This window comes from Micromonospora foliorum, from assembly GCF_022229015.1.
Taxonomy (GTDB): domain Bacteria; phylum Actinomycetota; class Actinomycetes; order Mycobacteriales; family Micromonosporaceae; genus Micromonospora; species Micromonospora foliorum.
Genome location: NZ_JAKKFF010000100.1, coordinates 26,120 through 50,551, shown reverse-complemented (window position 1 = coordinate 50,551; position 24,432 = coordinate 26,120). Strand labels below are relative to the sequence as shown.

The 24,432-nt window shown below is 70.5% G+C and carries 15 protein-coding genes; 5 read left to right on the top strand and 10 right to left on the bottom strand.

Annotated elements, in window-relative coordinates:
• Positions 1–511, top strand: a 511-nt coding sequence (locus PSH25_RS09525) for a hypothetical protein (protein ID WP_238658666.1), incomplete at its 5' end; no start/stop codon positions are given.
• Here PSH25_RS09525 and PSH25_RS09520 read toward each other — a convergent pair.
• Complete coding sequence (locus PSH25_RS09520) at positions 496–2,121, bottom strand: glycoside hydrolase family 43 protein (RefSeq protein WP_238658665.1); 1,626 nt, start codon at positions 2,119–2,121, stop codon at positions 496–498. The genes PSH25_RS09525 and PSH25_RS09520 overlap by 16 nt on opposite strands.
• 324 nt (positions 2,122–2,445) lie before the next feature.
• Here PSH25_RS09520 and PSH25_RS09515 point away from each other — a divergent pair, with 324 nt between their 5' ends.
• Entirely contained in the window at positions 2,446–3,429 is a 984-nt protein-coding gene (locus tag PSH25_RS09515) for a LacI family DNA-binding transcriptional regulator (protein ID WP_274527229.1), read from the top strand.
• A gap of 6 nt (positions 3,430–3,435) precedes the next feature.
• Here PSH25_RS09515 and PSH25_RS09510 read toward each other — a convergent pair whose 3' ends face one another.
• Both PSH25_RS09510 and PSH25_RS09505 read right to left on the bottom strand, forming a co-directional pair.
• On the bottom strand, positions 3,436–4,143 hold the full coding sequence (locus PSH25_RS09510) for a SanA/YdcF family protein (protein WP_238658663.1): 708 nt from the start codon (positions 4,141–4,143) through the stop codon (positions 3,436–3,438).
• A 525-nt stretch (positions 4,144–4,668) separates the two neighbouring features.
• The gene (locus tag PSH25_RS09505; protein WP_238658662.1) at positions 4,669–6,003 is read right to left on the bottom strand and encodes an extracellular catalytic domain type 1 short-chain-length polyhydroxyalkanoate depolymerase; all 1,335 of its coding nucleotides are present in this window, start codon (positions 6,001–6,003) and stop codon (positions 4,669–4,671) included.
• 802 nt (positions 6,004–6,805) lie between these two features.
• Here PSH25_RS09505 and PSH25_RS09500 point away from each other — a divergent pair.
• Positions 6,806–8,866, top strand: a complete 2,061-nt coding sequence (locus tag PSH25_RS09500; protein ID WP_238658661.1) for a cellulose binding domain-containing protein — start codon at positions 6,806–6,808, stop codon at positions 8,864–8,866.
• A 148-nt stretch (positions 8,867–9,014) separates the two neighbouring features.
• On the opposite strand, the gene PSH25_RS09495 is transcribed toward PSH25_RS09500, so the two are convergent.
• The 6 genes from PSH25_RS09495 to PSH25_RS09470 all read right to left on the bottom strand — a co-directional run bounded on the left by PSH25_RS09495 (position 9,015) and on the right by PSH25_RS09470 (position 14,465).
• Complete coding sequence (locus tag PSH25_RS09495) at positions 9,015–11,366, bottom strand: VWD domain-containing protein (RefSeq protein ID WP_238658660.1); 2,352 nt, start codon at positions 11,364–11,366, stop codon at positions 9,015–9,017.
• On the bottom strand, positions 11,363–11,965 hold the full coding sequence (locus PSH25_RS09490; protein ID WP_238658659.1) for a hypothetical protein: 603 nt from the start codon (positions 11,963–11,965) through the stop codon (positions 11,363–11,365). Before PSH25_RS09490 ends, PSH25_RS09495 begins: the two co-directional genes overlap by 4 nt.
• Before the next feature lie 327 nt (positions 11,966–12,292).
• Positions 12,293–12,760, bottom strand: coding sequence for a hypothetical protein (locus PSH25_RS09485; protein WP_238658658.1), 468 nt, complete (start codon positions 12,758–12,760; stop codon positions 12,293–12,295).
• Positions 12,761–13,852 carry a hypothetical protein gene (locus PSH25_RS09480; RefSeq protein ID WP_238658657.1) on the bottom strand — a complete coding sequence of 364 codons (1,092 nt, stop codon included), beginning with the start codon at positions 13,850–13,852 and terminating at the stop codon, positions 12,761–12,763.
• A 12-nt stretch (positions 13,853–13,864) separates the two neighbouring features.
• The gene (locus tag PSH25_RS09475) at positions 13,865–14,161 is read right to left on the bottom strand and encodes a WXG100 family type VII secretion target (protein WP_238658656.1); all 297 of its coding nucleotides are present in this window, start codon (positions 14,159–14,161) and stop codon (positions 13,865–13,867) included.
• Complete coding sequence (locus tag PSH25_RS09470) at positions 14,154–14,465, bottom strand: hypothetical protein (RefSeq protein ID WP_238658655.1); 312 nt, start codon at positions 14,463–14,465, stop codon at positions 14,154–14,156. The genes PSH25_RS09475 and PSH25_RS09470 overlap by 8 nt, the downstream gene beginning before the upstream one ends.
• Before the next feature lie 168 nt (positions 14,466–14,633).
• Between PSH25_RS09470 and PSH25_RS09465 the strand changes: the two genes are divergently transcribed.
• Both PSH25_RS09465 and PSH25_RS09460 read left to right on the top strand, forming a co-directional pair.
• The gene (locus PSH25_RS09465; RefSeq protein ID WP_238658654.1) at positions 14,634–17,168 is read left to right on the top strand and encodes a WD40 repeat domain-containing serine/threonine protein kinase; all 2,535 of its coding nucleotides are present in this window, start codon (positions 14,634–14,636) and stop codon (positions 17,166–17,168) included.
• A 10-nt stretch (positions 17,169–17,178) separates the two neighbouring features.
• Positions 17,179–21,456, top strand: coding sequence for a type VII secretion EssC family protein (locus tag PSH25_RS09460; RefSeq protein WP_238658653.1), 4,278 nt, complete (start codon positions 17,179–17,181; stop codon positions 21,454–21,456).
• Positions 21,457–21,556: 100 nt separating this feature from the next.
• Here PSH25_RS09460 and PSH25_RS09455 read toward each other — a convergent pair whose 3' ends face one another.
• Entirely contained in the window at positions 21,557–24,349 is a 2,793-nt protein-coding gene (locus tag PSH25_RS09455; RefSeq protein WP_238658652.1) for a M14 family zinc carboxypeptidase, read from the bottom strand.
• Positions 24,350–24,432: the final 83 nt, after the last annotated feature.

Sequence of the window (24,432 nt, the reverse complement as noted above, 5' to 3'; positions counted from 1 at the left end):
CGCCGCGGCGGCGTTGTCCGCCTGCGGCAGCGGCGGCGACGCGGCCGCCGCGCCCACCCCGAGCAGCGCCACCCCGAGCAGCGCGGCCACGCCGACCGACGTCGCGCCCCCGCCGATCAAGGGCAAGCTGCGCGGGTACGGCACCGTGCGGCAGCTCAGCGAAACCGCGGACCTGGTCGTACGCGGTGAGGTCGAGGCGGCCGGATTCCGGGTCGACGAGGTCCTGCGCGCGACGACCGGATCGACGGTGCGGGCCGGGGCACGGATCACGCTCGCCACTCTGCCCACCGGCGTGCCGGACCTGGCGCACATGTCGACGCTCGAGGCTGGCCAGGTCGTGGTGCTCTACCTCGCCCAGGACCCGGCGGCCCCGACGTTCCGGACGCTCAGCGGCGACTTCGGTGTGTTCGACCTGAGCGGATCCGGCGCGGAGGCCGTCGCCGCGACCCGCTCGCAGACCATGGCCGTCAGCACCCTCGGGTGCCGTCCCCGTGCTCACTGCTCCCGGTAGGTGGCCAGGTCGAAGTCGGCGTACACGCCGTCGCCGCCCAGGTCCTGCACCCACAGGCCGAGGAAGGCCCCGGTGAAGCCCCACGCCGCCGGCTCACCGTCGATGATCAGCGCGGCGTGTTCGTCGGACAGGATGGTCGCGTCCAACTCCACCGGCAGCCGCTGCCAACCGGCGCCGAGGTCGTAGTCGAAGCGCACCGCCGGCCCGTCAAACACGGCCCGCAGGCCGACCCGGGTGGTGCCACCGACATCGATGGTCAGCTCGGGGTACGCGGTGCGCCGCCCGTTGTCGGAGCTGAGCAGCTCCAGCACCGTCCGCCCGTCGTCGGCCCGGGTCAGGTATAGGTGGTGCCAGTTGAGGGTGTTGTAGTAGGCGGTGATCCCGGCGAGCTGACGGTGGTCGGCCGGTTCGAACTCCACCACGGTCTCCAGCGAGCACTCCATCGCGCCGACGCGTCGCCCGACCAGGCTGGGCGCCTGTCGACCGACCGGCGACTGCCCGCCGTGGACCCGCAGGTACGACGGGCGGGTGTGCAGGTCGACCCAGTCCGGGCTGGCCGGTCGACGCAGCGTCGACCAGCACCGGCCCAGCTCGGGGGCGTCGAAGTGGTCCGTCTCGGGCTCCGCCGGCCACGGGTGCGCGGGCAGTCCGGGTGCGACGACCTCATCCGCGGGCACCCCTCCGGCGATCCGCGGCCAGCCGCCCGACGGCCACTCGACCCGCTGGATCGCGGTCTCCCGACCCAGCACACAGTTGCCCAGCGGGGAGTAGGGGCGGCCGACCAGGTGGGCCAGGTACCACTCGCCGTTCTGCGTGCGGACCAGGCTGCCGTGACCCGCCTTCTGCAACCGTAGGTCGGGCCGTCCGAAGGAGGTGAGCAGCGGCCCGTCCGGGTCCACCTCGTACGGTCCGAACAGCTCCCGGGACCGGGCCACGGTGACCTGGTGCTCCCAGCTGGTGCCGCCCTCGGCGGTGATGAGCCAGTACCAGCCGTCGTGGCGGTACAGGTGCGGACCCTCGGTGAGCCCAGCGGGGGAGCCGGTGAACAGGATGCGGGGGCTGCCGACCAGACGGCGCGCGGCCCGGTCGTACTGCTGGATCTCGATGCCGCCGAAGCGGTCGCGGCCGGGTCGCCAGTCCGCGCTCATGCCCAGCAGCCACGTGCTGCCGTCTTCGTCGTGGAACAGCGACGCGTCGAACCCGCGCCCGTGCAGTTTCACGGGGTCGGACCAGGGGCCGGTGATGTCCTCGGCGGTGACCAGGAAGTTCTGGGGATCCCAGTAACCGCTGGCGAAGCTGGCCACGTCGCTGTAGACAAGGTGGAACTGACCGTCGTGGTACGTCAGGTCGGGCGCCCACACTCCGTTGGAGTCGCCGCATCCGCGCAGGTCGAGCAGGCGCCGGTCGGTGATGATCCCACCCAGGCTGCGCCAGTTCACGAGATCACGCGAGTGGTGCACGAGCACGCCCGGATACCACTCGAAGGTCGAGGTGGCCAGGTAGTAGTCGTCGCCGACGCGCAGGATCGACGGGTCCGGGTGGAACCCGGCGAGGATGGGGTTGCGGATCGACCGGGTAGCGGTCGCCACGTTAGCGATGTCGGTCGACACGAGCGCTCCTCTGGGCGGGCTGGCGGTAACTTCCGGAAACTCGCGGTCCCCGGCCATTGAAGGTTGTACCTACGCTAGCCGGTCTTTTCGCAATAGGACAGAGGTCTTGACCGTTGCGACAACAGCTCGTAGCGTGCCGGCCATCGATCGGTATTACCGGCGAAGCATTGAAAGTTTCGGAGATCCACGGTTCCCCACCCCGCCGGCCCAGTCGGCGTCCGAGTAGCCCGTGAGACAACGCACGACCGCGAGCAGACCTGAAGTTTCCACCAGGACACAGGGGGGACCGTGGGCACGGAGAACGGCCGAAACGTCACCATCGCCATGATCGCGCGGTTGGCCGGTGTCTCCGTGCCCACCGTCTCCCGGGTCATCAACGGCCGCTCCGACGTCGCCCCCGACACCCGGGAACGCGTCGAGGCGCTCCTGCACCGGCACGGCTACCGCCGCCGGTCACCGGCCCGGCGCACCGACGCCGCCCTCATCGACCTGGTCTTCAACGACCTGGACAGCCCGTGGGCCGTGGAGATCATCCGTGGGGTGGAGGACGTCGGCCAGACCAGCGGCGTCGGCACCGTCGTGTCGGCCATCCACTGGCGGATCGCCTCGGCCAAGCAGTGGCTCGACAACATGCGTACGCGCTCCACCGAGGGCATCATCTTCGTGACCTCGATGGTGAACCCACCGTTGCAGGCCGAGCTGCGCCGGCTCCACCTGCCGGTCGTCATCATCGACCCGGCCGGGGTCGACCCGCAGGAGTCACCCACCATCGGCGCCACCAACTGGGCGGGCAGCCTCAGCGCCAACCAGTACCTGATCAGCCTCGGCCACCGCCGCATCGGCTTCATCGCCGGCCCGCCGCACCTGATGTGCAGCCGTGCCCGGATGGACGGTTACCGGGCCGCTCTCGGCGCCGCCGGCATCCCCGTCGACGACGCCCTGATCCGCCCCGGAAACTTCTACCACGAGTCCGGCTTCACCGCCGGCACGCAGCTGCTGGCCCTGCCCGACCCGCCCACCGCCATCTGCGCCTCCAGCGACCAGATGGCCCTCGGCGTCTACGAGGCGGTCCGCAAACGGGGCCTGCGAGTGCCCGACGACGTCAGTGTGGTCGGCTTCGACGACCTGCCCGAGGTGCGGTGGTGCTCCCCACCGCTGACCACCGTCCGGCAACCTCTGGCCGAGATGGGCATGCTGGCCGCGCGTACGGTGCTGCGCCTCGCCGGCGGCGAGAGGACCGAGAGCCCACGCGTCGAACTCGCCACCGAGCTCATCGTGCGTGACAGCGCCGCACCACCTCGGTCGTGACCTCCCTCAGCTGACGCGCAACGCGTCGTCGACGCCGGTCTCCCGGCGGCCGAGGTGCGCCGGATCCCGGCCTGAGAGCAGATCCAGCGCGGCCTTCAGGCAGGCGCCGTTCTCCCGGGACGAACTGAACCACCACGTCTGGGCGTACCGCTTCGCGCTGTCGTCGCCCACGCCGTTGGCGTCGATGCCGAGGCGCCGGCACAGCGCCACGGCGCGCGGAAGATGGAACGACTGGGTCACCACCGTGGCCCGCCGCACCCCGAAGATCCGCTCGGCCCGGGCACACGAGTCGTACGTGTCGAAGCCGGCGTAGTCCGGCACCACCTTGTCCGCCGGTACACCCCGCTGTACCAGCCAACTCCGCATCGCGGCGGGCTCGTTGTAATCGGCGTTCATGTTGTCGCCCGACACGAGGATCGCCCGAACCTTGCCGGCGTCGAACAGTCGCCGCGCGATCTCCAACCGGGCCGTGAGGACGGGCGAGGGCGTACCGTCCGCGTCCACCTTGGTGCCCAGGACCAGCGCGACCGGCGCGTCCGGCACCTCGGCCTCGCCGTAGAGGTGGCCCTCCGCGGTGTCGCGGATCCACGTGACGCTGGCTACCGTGCCGCCGGTCAGCGCCACCGCCCCCACCACGAGCGCGAGGACCGTTCGGCGGACCAACCTCCGGTGCTCCCCGCACCACCGTCTGGCCGCGCCGAATCGTCCCCGCATGCCGCAAGGCTATTCGGCCCGCGCGCACGTCTGTCGTCGGCGTACACGCGAACCATCCCGAGCAGCAAACGAAGACCGTTGTCTATGGACAATCGCTGACTGTTAGCGCTAACGTGACGGACAGTCGTCGACACTCGAACAACCTCGGGCGGTGTGACGGAGCTGTCGCCATCGACCCGAGACGTGCTCGACGACGATCGTGGCGTGGGGCGGGTGGCACGTGGCCGGCGCGAGACGGCCCGAGACCACCACCGGGCGACCCGCGCGCCACGCGGCCGAGGCATGAACGGCCATCGGAATTCCAGGGCACCGCAGCAGCCGGGACAGTCGTGCGACGACAACCGGTCCGCTCACCTGCCCAGCGGACGCCGCTGAGCAGGGGCCACACCCCGGCCGCCCTGATGACGACCGTCGGCACCAGCCCTGGCCGCCGGGTGGCGTCCCGCTGTTCGGAGTCCGGGCCCGAACAGCGGGGCGCACACCCGCACGAGCAACCGACGGGGTACGCCGACGTCGGTCACCGGGTCAGCTTCGGGTCCACCGCTGGCTGTTCGTGCCGTTGCAGGTCGACAGGACCGCAGGGGTGCCGTTGGCGGTTCCGGCGGCGTTGGGCGTCAGGCACAGGCCGGACTGCACGCCGGTGACCGTGCCATCGGTGGTGACGTTCCACTGCTGGTTGGTGCCGCCGTTGCAGTCCCAGATGATCACCCGGGTGCCCGGCGAGGTCCCGGCGCCCTCGGCGTCCAGGCACTTCGTGCCGTACACCTGGAGTTGTTTCGTGGCGGTCGACGTCCACTGTTGGTTGGTGCCGCCGTTGCAGTTCCACAACGTCAGCTGGGTGCCGTTGGTCTGCGACCGAGACGGGACGTCCAGGCAGCGGTTGGCGCCGGTGTTGCGCAGCGGCGCCGACGTGCCGCCGGGTGGCGGCGTGGTGGGGCTCGTGGTGTCGAAGCCGAGGAACCGGATGGCCTGTGCGGCGTCGAAGGGGATGGAGTGGCCGTACCCCTGGAAGCTGATCGCTTCGACGGGCGCCGTGCCGCCGGTGCCCCCGTAGCGGGTACGGGTGGCGCTGGCCTGCGGGGAGTCGGTGAAGCTGGCGGTCTGCGACACGCCCTGCACGTTGGTCCACTGCTTGATCTGCTCGCCGAAGTTGACGTAGCTCAGGGTGGTGTCCGTGGTGCCGTGCCAGATCTGGAACCGGGGACGCTTGCCGGTGTAGCCGGGGTAGGCGTTGCGGACCAGGTCACCCCACTGCTGCGGGGTCCTGACGATCCGTCCGCCGGAGCACTCGCTGTTCCACTCCGCGCCGTTGGTGGTGGCGAAGCACCCGGACGGAACCCCGGAGGAGCTGAAGCCGGCGTTGAACAGGTCCGGGTAGAGGCCGACCATGACGTTGGTCATCATGGCGCCGGAGGAGAACCCACCCACGCCGATTCGGGTGGCGTCGACCGGGTAGCGGCTCCGGACGTAGTCGACCATGGACTTGAGGCCGACCGGGTCACTGCCGCCGTCGCGCCGCAGGGCCTGCGGTGACGAGACGTCCCAACACTTGCTGCTCCGGGTCACCGACGGGTAGATCACGATGAAGCCGTAGCGGTCGGCGAGGGTGCTGAGCCCGAAGCCGGTGTGCACCGCCGGACCACTGCCGGTGCAGTAGTGCAGGGCGAGGAGCAGGGCCGGCTGGGCCGCGACCCGGTCCGGCACGTACAGGTGCATCTGCAGGTTCGTGGGGTTGGTGCCGAAGTTGGTCACCTGGGTGAGCGTCGCGGCCGACGCCGGCGTGGCGGCCGTGACTACGGCCGTCATCGTCGCCAGGGCCGTCGCCAACGTGGCGGCCAGCAGTGCGATCCTTGATCTCATCGGCGGTTCCTCTTGTCGTGAGTCGGGACCCGGCGGCAGCACGGCAGTCCGGCGCAGGCGGTCGACGACGGCGCCTGGGCGGTCCCGAGGCGCGCGAGGTCCGCCGCGCGTCACCGGCGGCTGCGGACAGATCCTGAATGCGACGTCCACCTGCCCAGGGACGTCCTGACCACTGAGGTCAGACCAGCGAGGGGGCCTCCCGGTGGGCCGCGAACACTGATCGCCTCGCATCGACTGTGAGCGATAACATGCCGTTCGTCAAGCTGTAACGTATGACGTCTGTCGATCTCATGTCGAGCGTTGACGCCTTCCGCTCGGTGGAGAGTGAGTGCCACAATGAGGGCGGCGCTCAGGCGGTCACCGCTGGGCCCGGGGGAGGGCCTTCCGCAGGAAGCGGACGGTGGGCACGAACCCGGAGGCCGTCTCATGACCCATCTGCCAGACGCGACTGCCATCTCCGGCATGGTCGACCTGCTCGTCGGCGTGCTGCAACTGGCCGCCGCGGTCGTCACTCTGTTGGCTGCCGTGAGTGTCCGTGGGCGTCGTTCAGGGCGCGGCGAGCGCGGCGAAGACGACGCCTGACGCACCTTGAGATTGTCGGACCGACAGTGCCATTGTGGTACGTCGATGAAGAGCCGCGCGCGGGCTGACGTCCGTCCACTGGGCAACCGGGATCCAGGTGTGATCTCCGGGGGACGGTGACACAAGCGACGGACCAACAGTCAGTCGTCCACGAGTTCGCCCGTCGCCGCGTCGCACCCTGACCGGCCGGGCGGCTCATCCGCGTGAAGGAACCCCGCCCATGCGTAAACCGAAGACCCGAGCAGCACTCCTGACGGGCCTCCTGCTCGCCGCGAGCGCGCTCGCCGGCGTCAACCCACCCACCGCCAGTGCGGCGGCCGACCCGGTCACCGTGACCGTCAACGCCCGCGCGGGTCTGGCGACCGTGCCGGACACCGCTCTCGGCGTCAACCACGCCATCTGGGACGCGAACCTCGGCACCGCCGAGACGTCGGACCTGCTCAGGGCTGCCGGCGTGCAGATGATGCGCTATCCCGGCGGCTCGTACGCCGACATCTACCACTGGAAGGACCACACCGCGCCCGGCGGCTACGTCGCGCCCGGAACCGACTTCGACACCTTCATGGCGGGGGTCCGGCGCGCCGGCGCGCAACCGATGATCATCGCGAACTACGGCACCGGCACGCCCGCCGAAGCCGCCGACTGGGTGCGGTACGCCAACGTGACCAAGGGCTACGACGCGCGCTACTGGACCGTCGGCAACGAGAACTACGGCAACGGCCACTACGGGTCCGCGTGGGAGGCGGACGACCACCCGGACAAGAGCGCGACACAGTACGCGAGGCTGGTCGTCGAGTACGCCGACGCGATGAAGGCGGTCGACCCGAGCATCAAGGTCGGGGCGGTGCTGACCATGCCGGGCAACTGGCCGGACGGGATCACCGCCGGCAGCGACCCGGGCCCGTGGAACCAGACCGTGCTCTCCATCGCCGGCCCGAAGATCGATTTCGTGGACGTGCACTGGTACCCGGGCGGCACGGCCGCCGAGTCGCTGGCCCGCGTCAACCACCTCCCCGACGCCACCTACCTGCTGCGCCAGCAACTCGCCCGGTACGCCGGCGCGAACGCCGACCGCATCGGCATCAGCTTCACCGAACTGAACGTCGACGCCGGCCGGAACACCCAGCCGGCCGCGCTCTTCCTGGCCGACGTATACAGCGGGCTACTGGAGAACGGCGTCTTCACCGCCCAGTGGTGGAACGTGCACAACGGCATGGGCACCGTGACGCAGGTGGCCGGCCAGACCGACTACGGCGACTTCGGGATGCTCTCCAGCGGCGCCTGCCCAGAGGACGGCTCGGTCTGCCAACCGCCGCTGAACACACCGTTCGCGCCGTACCACGGGCTGAGCATGATGAAGCTCTTCGCGAAGACCGGCGACCAGTTCGTTCGCGCCGCCACCGACGAGCCCCTGGTCACCGCCCACGCCGTCCGCCGGGGCAACGGTGACCTCGCCGTGCTGCTGGTGAACAAGGACCCGGACAACGCCCACCCGGTCACCGTCGACTATGCCGGGTTCACCCCGTCGGCCGTCGCGCCGACGGTCTCCACCCTCACCAACGGCGCCACCGGCATCGTCACCGGCCAGTCCGGCTCGGCGACCAGCCGGACGCTGCCGGCGTACTCGTTGACCACGCTGGTGCTGCGCCCGGCCGGCGCGACCGCCGGGCGGCCGGCCGCACCCGGTCAGCCGACCGCGAGTGGCGTCACCGACCGCGCCGCGACGATCACCTGGCCGGCGGCCACCCCGGGCGGCAGCCCGATCGCCAAGTACGAGGTGCACCGGCAGCACGGCGCGGTCAGCGAGCAGCTCGGCGAGACGAGGTCCACCTCGTTCACCGTCGACAACCTCGTGCCGGGCAGCAGGTACACAGTCAACGTGCTGGCCCGCGACACCGCCGGACGGGTGTCCTGGGCCTCACCGCCGCTCACCTTCGCCACCGGCAGTCCCGCCGACAGCCCGTGCACCGTCCGCTTCACCACCAGCAACGACTGGGGCAACGGCTACATCGGTGGCGTCGAGATCATCAACAACGGGTCCAGCCCGATCAACGGCTGGACGCTCACCTGGACCTGGCCCACCGGCTGGCAGCAGGTGAGCAGTGGTTGGAGCGCCACCTGGGAACAGGTCGGCACCGCGGTGCGGGTCACGCCCACCACCGACAACCGGCAGATCGCCGCCGGCGGCACCGTGAGCGCCGGCTTCGTCGGCGCGTACGGCGGACCGAACGTGCTGCCCACGGCGTTCACGCTCAACGGCACCGTCTGCGCCACCGGCTGACCGATTGGCCAGGGGCGTCGATGGTCAGGGCGGCTCGGGTTGGCCCCTGACGCGATCCCCGAAGTGTGTGATGCCTGTGGGTCATCAGGATGACCCACAGGCATCACGCTCGTCCGGGAAGGGCCGGCCCCCACAACAGCCGCCGCAGTCAGAGCCCCTGGCGCATGATGATTGTGGCCGAGCCGATGTCGTCCGCCCAGGGGTCGAGCGCGAGGGTGTACGTGCCGCTTTTGGGCAGTGAGCCTGTCTCGAACCGCCCCGCCCCACCGATGATGCAGCCACTGGTCATCGGGTCGCCGTCCGGGTCGGTCAGGAACAGGATGCCGCACCGGTCGGGCAGGGTGGCGGTGGTCACCTCGACGGTGACGCGACGACCGGCGTCGGCGGCGAACCGCAGCCGGCTCACCGCACCGGGTCGGCTGACCGTCAGGGTGGCGGCCCGGCCGTCCGCGACGGTGTCGGCCTGCTCGTCGCGAGCGTCGTGGAGCCGTACGTCCGCCGAGCCGGTGTCGGTGGAGGTCCCGTCGACCTCCAGCACGTACCGGCCGCTGGCGGGAAGGACGATCCCGTCGACATACCCCGTGCCGCCGATCACGCAGCCGCTGGCCACCTGTTCGCCGGCCGGGTCGCGCAGCAGCAGCAGGCCGCACCGGTCGGGCAGGGTGGCGTTGGTGACCTGGAGGAAGATCTTCTGGCCGGCGCGCCCGTCGAAGGCCAGGCGGCTGACCGCCCCCGGTTGGGCGAGGGTCGCCCGGACCGCGGGTCCGTCCAGCGTGAGCGTCTTCTCCTCGTCGGTCACCGGAACGACCCGTACCGTCGCCCGGCCGAGGTCGGCATCCCACGGGTCGAGCACCACCTGGTGGTCGCCGGTGGCGGTCAACGTGGTCGTGTCGATGAAGCCGACGCCGGAGATGACGCAGCCGGTGGCGAGCTGACGGCCCTGCGGGTCGAGCAGCAGCAACACGCCGCAGCGATCCGGCACGGTGGCGGCGGGCACCTCCACGAAGATCTTCTGGCCGGCCCGGCCCGGCACCTTCATCGCGGCCGTGGCGCCCGCTCGGCTCACCTCCAGGTCGACGTCACCGGCAGCGGGCACGTCGCGCTGCGCGCGGGCGGCGTCCTCGGCGAACGCGACCTGCCCGGTGAGGCCGACGTCGAGCACGCAGTCGGCGAGGATCTGCGGATCGGTGACGCCGGCCCGCCGGCAGACGAGTTCGGCGGTGGCCCGGTTGGGCAGGTCCCCGACGGTGAGCAGCCGGTTCGGGAAACGCCGGTCGGTGAACGTGCCGGTGTTCTGCCTCGGCTCGTAGTCGAACAGCGACCGTTGCGCCTCGACGCGCCAACTGTCGGCGAAGCCGGGGTACAGCGCCTCGAACGTGGGCGGCTGCGCCAACCGCTTCCCGCCGCGCACGGTCAGGTCGTCACCCGGGTCACCGTCATGGTCGCCGAGCAAACCCTCCAGCGTCCCGGCCCGTGCGGTGGGCGCGCTGACGCTCACACTCAGCCCCCACACCCCGATCGGCTGCGCGGTCAGCCGAGCGCCGTCCGGCCACTCCATGGTCACCGTGCCGTCTCCCCAGGTGGTGACGGTGCCGCCGCGCGGCAGCTTCACCCCGTCGGGCGCGGACACCGGCGCGGCGCCGTTCACCCGCACCGCCGGACCGTCGGGTGTGACGTACACACCGACCCGGTCACCGGCCACCCGAACCGCGACGGCCGAGTTGACGGCCACCACCGAACTGGCCGGGAACATCGTCTGTCGTACCTGGACCTCGAAGTCGTCGGTCGCCGAGCGGGTCAGCACGAACTCCCCGGCGGCCTGGAAGTCGTAGCGCAGGCCGTCGTAGGTGAGCAGGTGCGGGTCACCGTTGCTGTTCGCGCACCGGTAACCCTTGCCGATCACCGAGATCGAACAACCACCACCACCGGGCGGTCGGGGCTTGGGCTGGTCGCAGTCCTTGCCGTTCGACGGCAGCTTCATTCCACTGTACGAGGGGCGGAGCGGCACACCGACCGCCTTGCGGTACGCGTTCTCCGCCAACACCGCGTGCACCTCGGCGGGGTCCACCGGGCTCGCCTGTTGGCCCCCCTGCGTGCAGAACTGGCCCCGGTCGGTGTCGTTCACCTCGTCGAGGGCATGGTTCATCTCGTGGATGAGGGTGGCACACTGGTCCTCGGTGAAGCCGGAACCCTCGTCGTCCAGCTTCCGCCCGTCGTTCTCCGGCACCCAGTTGATCTGCACGTCGCTACCCGGGACGTACGTGGTGGTGCTGCTCTCCGAGCCGAAGATGGGCCTCCGGACCTGGATCTTCTTTCCGGAGCGTTCGAGTTCTTCGAGCACCTTGCCGTTGCCGGAGCTGCGAATCTGCCCGACGCAGCCCGCGTACTCCGTCTGCAGGTCAGAATTGACGCTGACCACGGCGGACGCCGCCTGCGGGGCGACGAGCACCAGCACGCCTGCCAGCACCAGACCCGTCCGGATCACGCGCATCCCGGTCATCCGCCCCTCACCTCGAACGCGACCGTGCCCTGCTCGGCCGTCGCGGCACAGGCATCCGCCGGCACACCCCGCAGCGGCGCCCGCAGGTAGCCCAGCACCAGCCGGTACGCCCCGGGCTGGTCGACCGGCCACCAGGTAACGGCGGCCCCACCCCGCCCGTCCGGCGCGGACGTGGTCAACGCCGCGCCGACCGGGCTCTGCGGGTCGCTGCCCAGTGTCAGCTCCACCGACCCGCGCGGCGGCACCCGCACCAGGTTCTCGATCAGGTACGCGGTGAAGTCCCGGTAGTAGGCGGCGCCGCCGACCGCGGGTGCCACCGCCGTGCCGTCGCGGGCCAACGACATGATCGTCACCGCGCCGTCCGGCACCCGACTGAGTTGGCACTCGGCGTCGCGGTTGTTGACCAGCTTCAGCCGCAGGCTGATCTGCTCACCCACCCGGTACGACGGTTGCGCGGCGCTGACGGTCAGGCCGACCGTCGCCGTGCCGCCGCTCGGGGCCGGTGACGGACGCGAGCGTCTGCACCCGACAGTGGTCGCCATCAGCAGCAGGGCGAGACCGCCGGCGAGGGCCGCCGTCCCTACACGGGGTACGCCCATGGGCCGCGAGCCTCCTCCGGGTGCCGACCGTCGTCGTCAGCGATTCCGGCCAGCCTGCGCGCAGGGTGCCGTGAGCGCTGTCGTGATCCGGCCCGGGAGATGTCCGCTAGCCGACCCGAGGGGCCAACCACCGAGCGTCCGCAGGTCGCCCGCACCGGCTACAGCGGCGTCGCCCGCAAGCCTGACGCCCCTCGACCGCAGATCTTGGACAGTTTCCGTCAGCGGCTGACGGAAAGTGTCCAAGATTCACTCTTCCATCGGATGGGCGCAGGGCGGAGTAGCGGTCCACCGCCGTGTGGGCAACGGGTCGTCGGCGCTACCCGATCATCAGTTGCGGACGCCGTCCGGCGGTGGCACGACGGTCAGGTCGGGCTCACCACTGATCGGTTCGAGGGCGTGCATGATCCGTAGATTGCCTTCGACCGCGGCGTCCTCGTCTGTGCGCACCAGGCCGCTGCTGCCATCGGTGCTGATCAGCCGCCACCTGTCGGGGAAGATGCTTCCGTCGTCGACCACCACCCGCACCTGGAACGCGCGGGCCAGGGTGACGGCCAGTTCCAACTCATGCTGACCGGTGGCGTCGGCAAGCTCCGTGCCGCCGACCAGGACCCAGCCGAACTCTTCGTCGTGGTCGGGCGGAGTGAACATGGCGACCGGTCGAGGATCGTCGACAGAGCGGTCTACGACGCGCCCGACGTAGATCTCCCCTGGGGCGATGCCATAGCTGTCCTGGAGAAACCGAAGCAGGGCGGCAGCGGGTATCTCCTTCTCGAACTGGATCCGGTAGACCACCACTCACCCCCGGTACTTGCTGTGATGGCGGAAGATCTCCAACGCCCGGGCCCTGTGCGCCGGCGTGATGTTCGGGTCCCTGGACAATACGGCAATCGCCGCATCGAGGTCTCCGTCGTACTGAATGTACGCCTTCAGTACGGTGTACTCCTGGTGATCGAGTGCCTCCAGGCCCGGTCCGGACTCGGGAACCACTCTTCCGTCCTTGGCGATGTAGGTACGCCCGTTCACCACGTAGCGCTGGCGGCCAGCATCCCAGGTAGCCCGACCACTGTTGATGTCGTCGACATCCTTGGCGACGTCCGTGCCGGGTAGGACGACCGTGTTGGCCCCTTTTGTGCGGCTCCCTGGCTGGACTCTCTCCAGGTTGTGGCGATGATGTGGAGGCAGCTGTGGTCGCTTACCCGCAGGTCCGGGGATGCGTTCGGTGGTCGCGTTCTGAGACGCTCCGCTAGCTGGTTGTCGCCTTCGTCCAGCTGACAGACGCGTCGAGGTCAGGGTGGCGGCCCGAATCGCAGCGGCGCACCGAGCCGCGGCGGCATCGTAGAGACCCTTGGCCTGAAGGGCAGCGACCCGGGCCTCCTGGCGTTCCGCCTCGCACAGCCGGGCCGATCGACCGATGGCGTTGACCATCGTGCGAACTGGTTCACGTTCTGCCGCCGCGTAGGACTCGTCGAGCCCTCGCCAGATGCCCGGCCCGTAAGTACGCCGACCGGTCAGTCCACAGAATTGACCGAGCAGGTTCCGGTACTGGTTGTCGGCTGCCGCCCCCCGCTGCAGCGCGCTGCGGGACTGCGCCTGGACCTGCGCCAACTCGTTCGCGAACGCGGAAAGGGCTTGGGCGCAGGCCAGGTAGGCATCCGCCAGGGCCTTCGCCTCACCGGGAAGGTGCGCGAGCTCCCGATCGATGGTCGTGGCGAAGTCGCCCCGGAGGGCCAGCGCGCCGCTGTTTGCCCCGATGGAGCGCAGCCGCATGCTGTGCCCGTTGGCCTCCCCGCCCCGGCGCTGGAAGTCAACCGCCATCGCATGGATCGACGCCGGCTCACCAGGGGTCGGATCGCCGTCGTAGATATCGAGCACGTGCCAGCTGTCCATGTCGGCTGATGATCAGCCGTTGATGCCCCCGGCCAACCTGGCGTCCAGGTCCTGGTGCTCACGGACGACGCCGACCAGGAACGACGACATGCCCTCCAGGCCACCGATCATGTTCTGGGCGCCGGTGGTCCACTGCTGGTAGGAGTCCTGGAAACGACCTGACGCCAGCTGGGTGCGGAATTCGCTGTTGACCAGCTGGTCGATCATCGCCTTCAGCGCGGTCAGCTTCTGGGTCATCTCCTCCTGCCCGGTGGTCAGGGTCCGGGCCGCCGACTGGAGACCCTCGTAGCCGACGCTGACGTCACTCATCGCTCTTCCCCTTTGGTGGTTGGTTACTCGCTATTCGACCGCCCAGCGAGCTGTCGAGCTGTGCGTGGCTCACCACCACGTCGTTCAGCAGGTCCGCTGCGGCATCCACGGCGGCCGTCAGGCCACTCTGGTGTCGGATCGCGGCGTCGGTGAATCCCTGGAGAGCCCGGTCGACGTCGCCAGAGCCGGTCGTGGAAGACGGCCCGGTCTGCCGTCGAGACGACTCCAACTCGGACTTCAGGCTTCTCAATGCCGCTGCGGCGGCGAGCACCGCGTCCCGGTCAAAGCCGAAGCTGGTCGCCATCCCCGTGACTCCCTGAAACCGCGCCAACATCGATCGGGACCCAACCCTGCCGCCCGTCCGAACCGAACCTGCTTGGGCGATCAAGTCTGTTGTGGACGGACGTTGGTCCGGTACCGGTCGGAGTATCGTACGCACCGACTGTAGTGGTCGATGGCAAGGAGCGCGAGAGTGCCAGATTCCCAGGCGGCGCAGCGGCTCGTTGCGGGGCGTTACCGGCTGGAGAGCATTCTCGGCCGCGGCGGCATGGGGGTGGTCTGGCGGGCGACCGACGAGTTGATTGGGCGTACCGTCGCGATCAAGGAGATCCGCGCTCCCGTTGGGCTCCCCGCCGATGAGCGCCGGCTGTTCGGTGAGCGGGCGCTGCGTGAGGCGCGCACCGCTGGGCGGATCAACCATCCGGCTGTCGTCGCGATCCATGACCTCGTGCCGGCGACCGGCGACGACGAGGCCGTCTACATCGTGACGGAGTTGGTGGACGCTCCCACGCTGGCCGACCTTCTCGACCGGGAGGGAACGCTGCCACCCAACCGGGTGACGGCGATCGGCATCCGGATGTTGGACGCACTGAAGGCCGCGCACTCGGTCGGGGTGGTGCATCGCGACGTCAAGCCCGGCAACATCATGGTCCTTCCCGGCGACGAGGTGAAGCTGCTCGACTTCGGGATCGCGCAGGCGGCCGGGGACGCCCGCCTGACCCGGCACGGGATGATGGGCTCGACCGGGTATCTCGCGCCGGAGTTGTTCCACGGCAGCGACCCCACGCCCGCCGCGGATCTGTGGTCGGCGGGGGTGACCCTCGCCCAGGCCGTGAACGGCGAGCTTCCGTTCGAGCGGGCCTCGACCGCAGCCACTGTGCACGCCGTTCTGTACGACGACATTCCGGCCGTCGACTGCGACGAGCCGCTGTCCACCGTTGTCGCCGGTCTGCTAACCCGCGACGTGGCGCAACGACTCACCGTCGAGCAGGCTCGTGACCTCCTCGACGTTCCGGTCGTCGCGGGTGCCACCGGTCGGCGCGACGACATCACTCCAGTCGTGTCGGGTAGACCCAACCGATCGGCCCCGGAGGGCGCCGGCCCCGCCCCGGAGGGCGAAGCCTGGGAGCGGCAGCCCACGACCGTGCAGCCGGCCGGGCCTGCTCCACCCCGCCAACGATCGAGCGCGGCCGGGTCAGGGACGTCGTCGACGGGGGTGAGCTTCCCGGTCGTGGTGCCGGAGACGGCCCGCAGGGTCAACGTCGCTGTTCGGCTCGTCCTCGTCGGCCTCGTGCTCTGGGCGACTCTGCTTTTCATCAACGTGCTGACGACGCTCGACGTGCCCGAGTGGACAGTGATTCCCGTCTTCCTCTTGCCTGCGGTGGCGGGGGCGTGGGTCGCGCTGAAGGTCGTCGACCCGCCGCACGGGCCACTACGCGTGGACCCCCGGTCGGTGCGAATGACTGACGCTCGCCGCAAGCCGCATGACCTGCTCTGGGAGCACGTCGCCAGCGTCACGGTCGGGCCCGGTGACAGTTCGTCAACCGTCCGGTCCAGGCTCGGCATCGAGCTGACGAGACGCATACCCGAGTCCACGCTGAGTCGCGCGAGGGCCCTCGGAGTCATTCACGAGCAGGGCGACCGGGCGCCGGTCTGGATGATCGGCGACCTCAACCTCAGCCCGGCGCACACGGTGCGCAAACTGCGCTCCGTCATCCCGAGCCACGTCCGGATCGTAGGCCCGGCCAGCGAGATCGCGGGCTGGCCTTCGCGGGCCTTCCGGCCGCTCGGCCGTCGTCTGCCAGTGGTGGTGCTGTGTTTCGCGCTGCTGGCGGCTCTCGTTCTGAGCGGCCACCTCTACACGCACCGCCAGCAGGCGGCGATGGTGGCTCTCGCGGACGATCCGGTCAGCGCGGTGGCGTTCAGCCCGGACGGCACCGCGCTCGCCAGCGCGAGCACCGAGACGTTCAGCATCACCTTGTGGAACGTCGCCGACCACAGAGCCATGGCTGTCATCCCCGGACACACCAAGAAAATCAACGTGCTCGCGTTCAGCCCGGACGGGAAGACGCTCGCCAGCGGCGGTGAGGACGGTGTCGTCAAGCTCTGGGATGTCGCCACTCGGCAGAGCGCGTCCACGCTCGCCTTCGGCGAGACCCAACGGGTCTCCGACGTGCTGTTCACCCCCCAGGGGAGCGGCATCGCAGCCGTCGGCTCCGGCGACGCCAAGGTGTGGCCGTCGCTGTCCTCGGGCAAGCGCGTCGACTTTCCCGACGAGCAGAGGTACGTGGAGGCGGCCCGCTTCAGCCAGGACGGCCGGGTGCTGGTGACCCTCGACCGCAAGGGGTCAGTGCGGGCCTGGGAGACCGCCAGTGGACGCAGCGCGAGCCGCATCGACGGACCCGTTGCGCCGTGGTCCGAGGTATCCGCCGACGGGGAGGTGCTGATTCACGCCTCGGGCTCGGGCCAGATCCTGGCCACCCTGGTCGGTGAGGCGGGGCGCCCCAGCGCCACGGCATTCGGGCCGGGGGATCTCTTCGTCACGGTCCGCTGGGACGAGATCCGCGTCTGGCGGACGACTACCGGTCGGACCGTGCACGTGTACAAGGCGGGGTTCTTCCCCACGGACGAGTGGGCCTCGGACGTGGTGGCGCTGAGCGCGAGCGGTGCTGCCGCAGTGGGCGGAGACGAGGGACTGTGGGTGTGGACGTACGGCTCGGGCAGTTGAGGGGCCAGCGGTGATCGTGCGCATGACCGTGCGGGACGTCGGCACCGGGGTCGCGTACGACGTCGAGGTGACCGCCGCACCGGCCGCCAGTGTGCGGTCCCTGCTGGCGGCGCTGCCCGTACCCGTGGCTGACCGCCGCTGCTTCGTCGGTGCCGTCCCGTTGGATCCGGCCGCCAGCCTGGCCGACAGCCCTCTGCTGAGTAGCTCGGTGATCAGCGTGGGTGGGCCCGGGCCCGTCGGTCGCCTCGTCACGGACGGAGCGGTGGGTGTGCTGGAGGTGGTGGACGGTCGCGACGTCGGCCTGGCCGTCGCCCTGCGGCCCGGGGCCCACTCGGTGGCCCGCAGTGCCTCGGCTGCCCTGCCGCTGCGGGACGCGGACGTCTCCCGCAGTGCGCACGCCCTGCTGGAGGTGTCTGCCGACGGCAGCCTCACAGTCACCGACGGCGGATCGAGCAACGGCACATGGGTGGACGGCGTCCGGCTCACCGGCGCGTCCGCAGTGTCGTCGAGCAGCGTGCTCCAGATCGGCGGGAACGAGCTGCGGTGGACACCCCTGCCCGCTGGCGCACGACGACTCGTCCGAGCCCCGGACGGCCGGGTCGACTTCGACCGCGCCTTCGCCCGCGTTCCGGTGATCCCCACCGTCGACGTGACCATGCCGGTGCAACCGATGGTCACGCGGGGTCCCCTGGAGGCCGGATTTCTCCTGGGCGGCGCCGGGTCGGTGGGGGCTGCCCTGTTCACTCAGACGCCGATCCTGCTGCTCGGCGCGGCGGTCTCGGTCGCGGGCTTCCTCCTCAACCACTCCGCACAGGAGAAGCAGGACAGGGAGCGTGAGGCAGAGTTCACCAGGGCGAGAAAGGCCGTCGAGTCGACGATCACCGCACAGGTGAAGACCGAGCGACGGTTACGGGAGGCGCTCGCCCCAGGCCCTGCCGAAATCGTCGACGTGGCCAGCGGGGTGCGATCCGGGCTGTGGACGCGCCGGGCGGGTGCTGCGTACGCGCTGGCGTTGCGGGTTGGTGTCGCCGACGAGCCGGCATCGGTGACGGTACGCGGCGAGCCCTGGTCGGGCTTCCGCCCTCCGAAGCTGTCGGCCGTTCCGATCACCGTGGACCTGGGCACCGTCGGTGTGCTCGGCGTGACTGGTGCCGACGGTCCGGTCCACGATGTCCTGTGCTGGTTGCTCCTGCAACTGGCCACCCTTCGGGGTCCCGACGATCTGCGGATCGTGCTGCTCAGCAGCGATGACGCGACGAATCTGGCCTGGGCGCGATGGTTGCCGCACGTCGACGCGGGCGACACCGCGCCCTTCCCGTGCTGGATCGGCAACACCACCGCCACCCGCGCCGACCGCGTACGGGAGTTGCGTACCCTCGTCGCGACACGGCGTGCCGACCGCGGCGCGCGGCAGTTCGACGACGTGGTCGTCGTCCTCGACGGTGCGTTGGCCCTGCGGGACCTGCCCGGCATGGACGAGGTGTTGCGGGACGGGCCTTCGGTCGGGGTCTACCTCATCTGCGCCGACCGGCACAGCATGAACGAGTGTCGGGGTCTGATCGAGACGTCGGGAGACTCGGCGCGGCTGACCCGCAGCCCGGATGGTCAGACGCTGACGGTGCGGGTCGACCGGCTGGACGCGGCAACCGTCGAGCGGCTGGCCCGGGCGTTGGCGCCGATGCGCGACCGGGCGACAGTCGGTGCGGCCCAGAACGCCATCCCGGGGGCGGTTCGGTTGCTGGACCTCCTCGGTCTCGGGATGCCCACCAGCGCCGACGTGCTCGCGCTGTGGGAGCGGGGTCGGGGCCCGCGTACCCGTGTCGTGCTCGGTGCGGACGCGACGGGGCCGGTCTTCGTCGACCTCGCCGGTCAGGGCCCGCACGCCATGCTGGGTGGCGCGACGGGCGCCGGTAAGAGCGTGCTGCTGCAGACCCTGGTCACCTCGTTGCTGCTGGCGAATCGTCCGGACGAGCTCAACCTGGTGCTCGTCGACTTCAAGGGCGGCAGTTCCTTCCTGCCCTTCGAGCGATGCCCGCACGTGGTTTCCCTCATCCGGTCCACCGGCGAGACCCCCGCCGACGTGTTCGACGACGCGGCAGAGGCCCGGGTGCTCGCCTCGATCCGGGCGGAGGTGAGCCGGCGGGAGTCCCTGCTGGCACGCCACGACGGGGAGATCGACCGGTACTGGCAGAAGCGCCTGGCCGGCGCCGACCTGCCGCCGCTGTCCCGGCTGGTGTTGATCTTTGACGAGTTCGGGCGGGTGCTGGATGCCTCGCCTGACTTCGTCAAGGAGTTGGTGAACGTCGCCGCGAAGGGGCGGTCGCTGGGCATGCACCTCGTCCTGGCCACCCAGTCGTTGCAGGGCAAGCTCTCGCCGGAGCTGAAGAACAACGTGTCGCTGCGGGTCAGTCTTCGACAGAACGAGCCCGCGGACAGCACCGAGGTGCTCGGGACGCCGGACGCCGCCACCATTCCCGGTGCGCTGCGTGGTCGCGGCATGATCCTCTGCACCACCGCGGAGACCAGGATCCCGCAACCGTTCCAGTCCGGCTATCTCGGCGACCCGCCGCCGGCGGGCGCGGCCGCCCCGGTCACTGTCCGGGTCTTGAATCAGACGGACGTGGGCGCCCCCCGACCCGCCGCTGCCGGGCCAACCGGCGGTGAGGAGCCCAGCGACCTGGTGCTCACCATCGCCGCGATCGAGGATGCCGCTGGTCGGTCCGGCCTGCCAGAGCCCTTCCGGCCGATTCTGCCCCCGCTGCCGGCGACCCTGACGATGGCCGAGCTTCCATCGCGGTGGACGGCCGTCGGGCCGGTGACGGCCGTACCGTTCGGGCTGGCCGATGAGCCCGCCCGGCAGGCGCAGCCAGCGGAATTCCTCGACCTGGCCGGAGTCGACCGACTCCTCGTCGCTGGTGGTCCGCAGTCCGGGCGGACGACCTTCGCCCGCACCCTGATCAGCAGCCTGGTCGCCCGTTTCCAGCCCGACGAGGTACACGTGTACGTCGTCGAACGGCACCCGGCGGGGCTGGCCGAGTACGCGGCGTTGCCGCACTGCGGCGGAGTCTTTTCCCCAGCGGAGCCGGACCGGATCCGTCGTCTGGTCACCTGGCTCGACGAGGAGGTCCAGCGCCGCACCGCTACCAGGCCCTCGCCGGATGAAGCGCGCCCGCACATCGTGGTCGTTGTGGACGGCTGGGAACACTTCGAGGACCACGGCGACCCCGCCTTCATCGAGACGTCCCTGGTTGCCACCCTGCGTGGCGTCATCACCGCGGGTACCCCGCTCGGGGTGCACGTCGTGGCGCTCGGCGGCCAGGACATGCTCACCCACCGGCTGCCGACCCTCTACAACCGGCGGCTGCTCCTGCCTTTCCCGAAGGAGGAGACCCGACGGATGCAGCTGCAGACCGGAATGGCCAGCCCGCCGGTCCTACCCGGGCGGGCCATCGACGCCGGCAGCGGTCGCCACGTGCAGGTGTGCCTGCCGGCGAGGCCGGCCAGTGACCTCGCCGCCGAGGCGCACGACTCGCCGCCGCACCGACTGCCCCGACGTTTCCCATCCCTGCCCACCCGCGTCGACCTTGCCGCGTTAGGGTCGGGCCCCACAGTCACCGCAGATTCGAACCAGTCCACCTGGGTGCCGCTGGGCATCGGCGGCCCGGACGCCACCACTATCGGCATCGACCTGTTCGAGGCCGGCCCGCACCTGCTGCTGATCTCCGGCGCTGGCGGAACGGGCCGTACCACGGCGGCCGCCACCGTGGTCTGTGCGCTGCGACGGCGGGGGATCGGCGTCCTCGCCGTGGCTCCGCTCCAGTCCCCACTGCCGACGCTGCTTCCGGACGACACCGGCCTTCGGGTGCTCACCGGTGTCACGATCAAGGACACCGATCTGCGCGAGGCCGTCGCCGCGTTCGGCGACGAGCCGTACGCGGTGGTCGTCGACGACGTCGACCGGATCACCGTGCTCCCCACCGAGCAGGGCTTCGCGAGCAGCCCCACGTTGCTGGACGACATCATCCATCCCGGGGCCCGAGGGCAACGGGCCCTGGTGGTCACCGCGGACGCCACGCCTCTGCTGACCGGCTTTCCCAGCCCGCTGACCCGGCTGGTCAACGCCATCATGATGGCCGGGGCGCGCCTCGTCCTGGCTCCGAACGGCCGGCCGGCGGCAGTGGCCCACAACATCACCCTGGAATCCGACCAGTTCCTCACCGGCCCACCGGGGCGCGGTTACCTCTCCGCCGGCCGTACACCGGTGCTGGTGCAGGTGGCTGCACCGTAGGGCCAGCAAGGTCGACTCGCGTTTCAGGAAGTCGGGGTGTCCGCGGCCTGCCGACACCCCGACTTCCCGAAAGCCGAGTGGATCACGCTCGCGGGATCGGTTAGCTCACCACCGACCGCAGCGGCACTCGCGCCTCGCGCAGCGCGCGTACCAGATCGCTGGCGAACGGGTGTTCGTCCACCTGGAGTCCCTGCGGGTTCGGGATCACGACGTACGCCGAGCCGTTCTTCGCGGACGCCTGGGCGTCGGTGGTGAAGCGTTCGACGATCGCCCGGGTGCGGGACAGGTCGCCGGCCGCCACCTGGATGGTGATCGGCCGCCACCCGCCGCCCAGGTCCGGCGTGACCGGCGCGGCGGCGGCGCTGGCGCGCGCCGGGTCGACGCCGGCGGAACGTCGGGCGTCGGGCGCGGCGGTCGTCGGGTAGAGCAGCGCGTTGGCGACCAGGTGCAGACCATTTTCGTTGTACGCGCGGAAGAGCGGATTGAACGCGAACAGCACCGCCCGGCCGGTGCCGGTCGGCTCGTCGACGACGGCCGCGGTGCCCTTCAGCGTCTCCGCCCCGACGGTGTAGCCGTTGGCCCAGAACGTGTCACCGGTCGGGTAGGTGAGCACGTTCGTCCCGGTGGTGCTGGGGGTGAGGATCGGGTCGCTGTTGTTGAACTCGAAGTCCTCCGCCGGGCGACCCAGCGCCACCGGGCTGTCCTGCTCGACGTCGACGCGCAGGTGCGAGCCGATCACCAGGTAGTCCGCCGGCTTCGCCTTCTCCGTGGTCGAGGTGAGCCCGGCGGCGCGGGCCACCCGGGTGCCCTCGTTGCGCAGCCCGAGGTAGGTGTGGCCCTGGCCGATCCAGGTGCGCAGGTTGGCCTGCCCGGCGGCGGTCAGACCGCCGGTGGCGCTGCTGCCGTCCGGCACCAGCAGCACGGTCCGCCCGGTGAACGCCTCGGTGTTGTCGTTGATGTCGGCCGTGGTGACCGGGGTGAGGTCGAGCCCCCACCGCTTGCCGAGCACGTAGCGGGCCTCGCCGTGCGAGCCGGAGGTGGTGGAGATGCCGGTGCCCTGGAACAGCCCCACGTCGGGCAGGTCGAGGCGGGTACCGGTGGGCCGACCGCCCGGGGTGAGGGTGACCCCGAGGGATTCGGCCAACTCGTCGACGGTCCGGCTCACCTTGGTCGCCGCGATGGCGACCCTGCTGGTCGTGAGGTCGCGGACCAGGGGGACGCCACGGCCGAGCAGGGTGAAGGTGAACTCTGCGGCGGCGGCCGAGTCGAGCGGGTACGTGTACGAGCCCCAGGGCCACGCCGCACCGGTGCGACCGCCGGAGACCTTGCGGACCAGTTCGGCCCTCGGCCGGACGGTGTCTCCGGTGTAGATGGTGTTGATGCCCATCAGCAGCGGGTTGCTCCAGGACGACACGTCGTAGAAGTACGGGAAGGGGACGTACGGGTCCTCGCCCATGATGGCCTGGATCCAGTGCTTCTGCGGCTGGTCCATCGGGATCCAGTACGCGCCCTTGGGCACTGTCACGTTGGTGGCGCTGCGCCCGCCGAACACCCGGGCCGTGGGCACCCGGGTGGCCTTCTGCACCTCGTACACCTCGACGTCCATCCGGCGCAGCCGCTCGACGAGCTGGCGGACGTCGGCGAGCTGCCGGTCGGGCAGCAGGAAGTACGAGCGGATGGTCAGGTCCGGCACCGGGAACTGGACCTCGTTGGTGGGTTGCACCACCTCGTTCGGCTCCAGCGTGCCGGCCCTGCCCTGGGCGAGCGCGTCGGTCCAGATGTCGAAGTAGCCGTCGAGCACCTCGCGCTTGTTCGCGGCGGCCCAGCCGAGCGTCGACCACTGGGTGTTGAACTGCTGCTGGACCCGGTCGGCCACGGCCGACGCGCTGCCCTTCTCATACGTCATGCCGGCCGCGCCGAAGCCGGTGGTCGGCACCGTGTCGCCGTAGCCCATGAAGAACATGTCGTACGTGTCGTAGTTGAAGTAGCACTCGGTGGTGACGGTCTCGTCGCAGGCCCCGTTGAAGCCGAAGCCGGCCTTGTTGGCCTCGCCGATCCGGTTGATCCAGTCCACCGCCTCACCGGCGATCTCGTGGTGGATCGGGTCGGCGTTGGGCGGGAAGAAGTACTGCCGGCCACCCATCTCGTGCGCGTCGATGAAGACCTGTGGCGGGTAGCGGCGCAGCAGTTCGAGCTTGCCGTCGGTCTCCTGCTGGGTGCGGGCGAACCAGTCCCGGTTCAGGTCGAAGCCGAACTCGTTCTGCCGGCGGGTCGCGTCGCGCCCGTCCGGGTTCTGCGTGGGGACGATGATGGTGACGAGGTTGTCGTTGCGCTGGGCGACCACGCAGGACAGGCCCGCCGCCAACTCGTACAGCGTCTTGAGCGCCGCGTCGGCGCCGCTCTTCTCGCCGCCGTGCACGTTCGCGGTGACCCAGACGATGGCCGGGCTGTCCTTCGCCGTCCGGGCGGCCGTTCGCGCGCTGGTCCGGCGCGGGTCGCGCAGGTCCCGGACGTCGTCGGCGATCTCGCGTAGCGCGGCGGGCCGCACGTGGCGCTCGTTCGACACCACCGCGTACGGCAACGGCTGGCCGAGCACGCTTGTGGTCATCACGCCGGTCACGACCCGGTTGGAGGCGCGGTCGACGGCCCCGAGGTAGGTCCGGACCTCGTCGTTGGTGACGACCCGCTCCTGCCCCGCGCCGAGTGGGAAGCCGAGCACGTTCTCCGGGCTGGGTACGGTGCTCAACCGGGCGGTCGGGTCGTCGCTGCACCGGGAGGGCTGGGCGGCGCTCGCGGCCGGTGTGCCGCCGAGCAGGGGAACCATGCCGAGCAGAAGCGTGATCGTGGCGGCACGTGCCAACCGCCTGGCGGAGACCATCCGGAACGGACGCATCGATGGGGCCATGAGTCGTGTTTCCCTTCTGGGGAACAACCTCGCAGTGGCCGGAGCCTATGAACCGCCGATACGACGGTCAA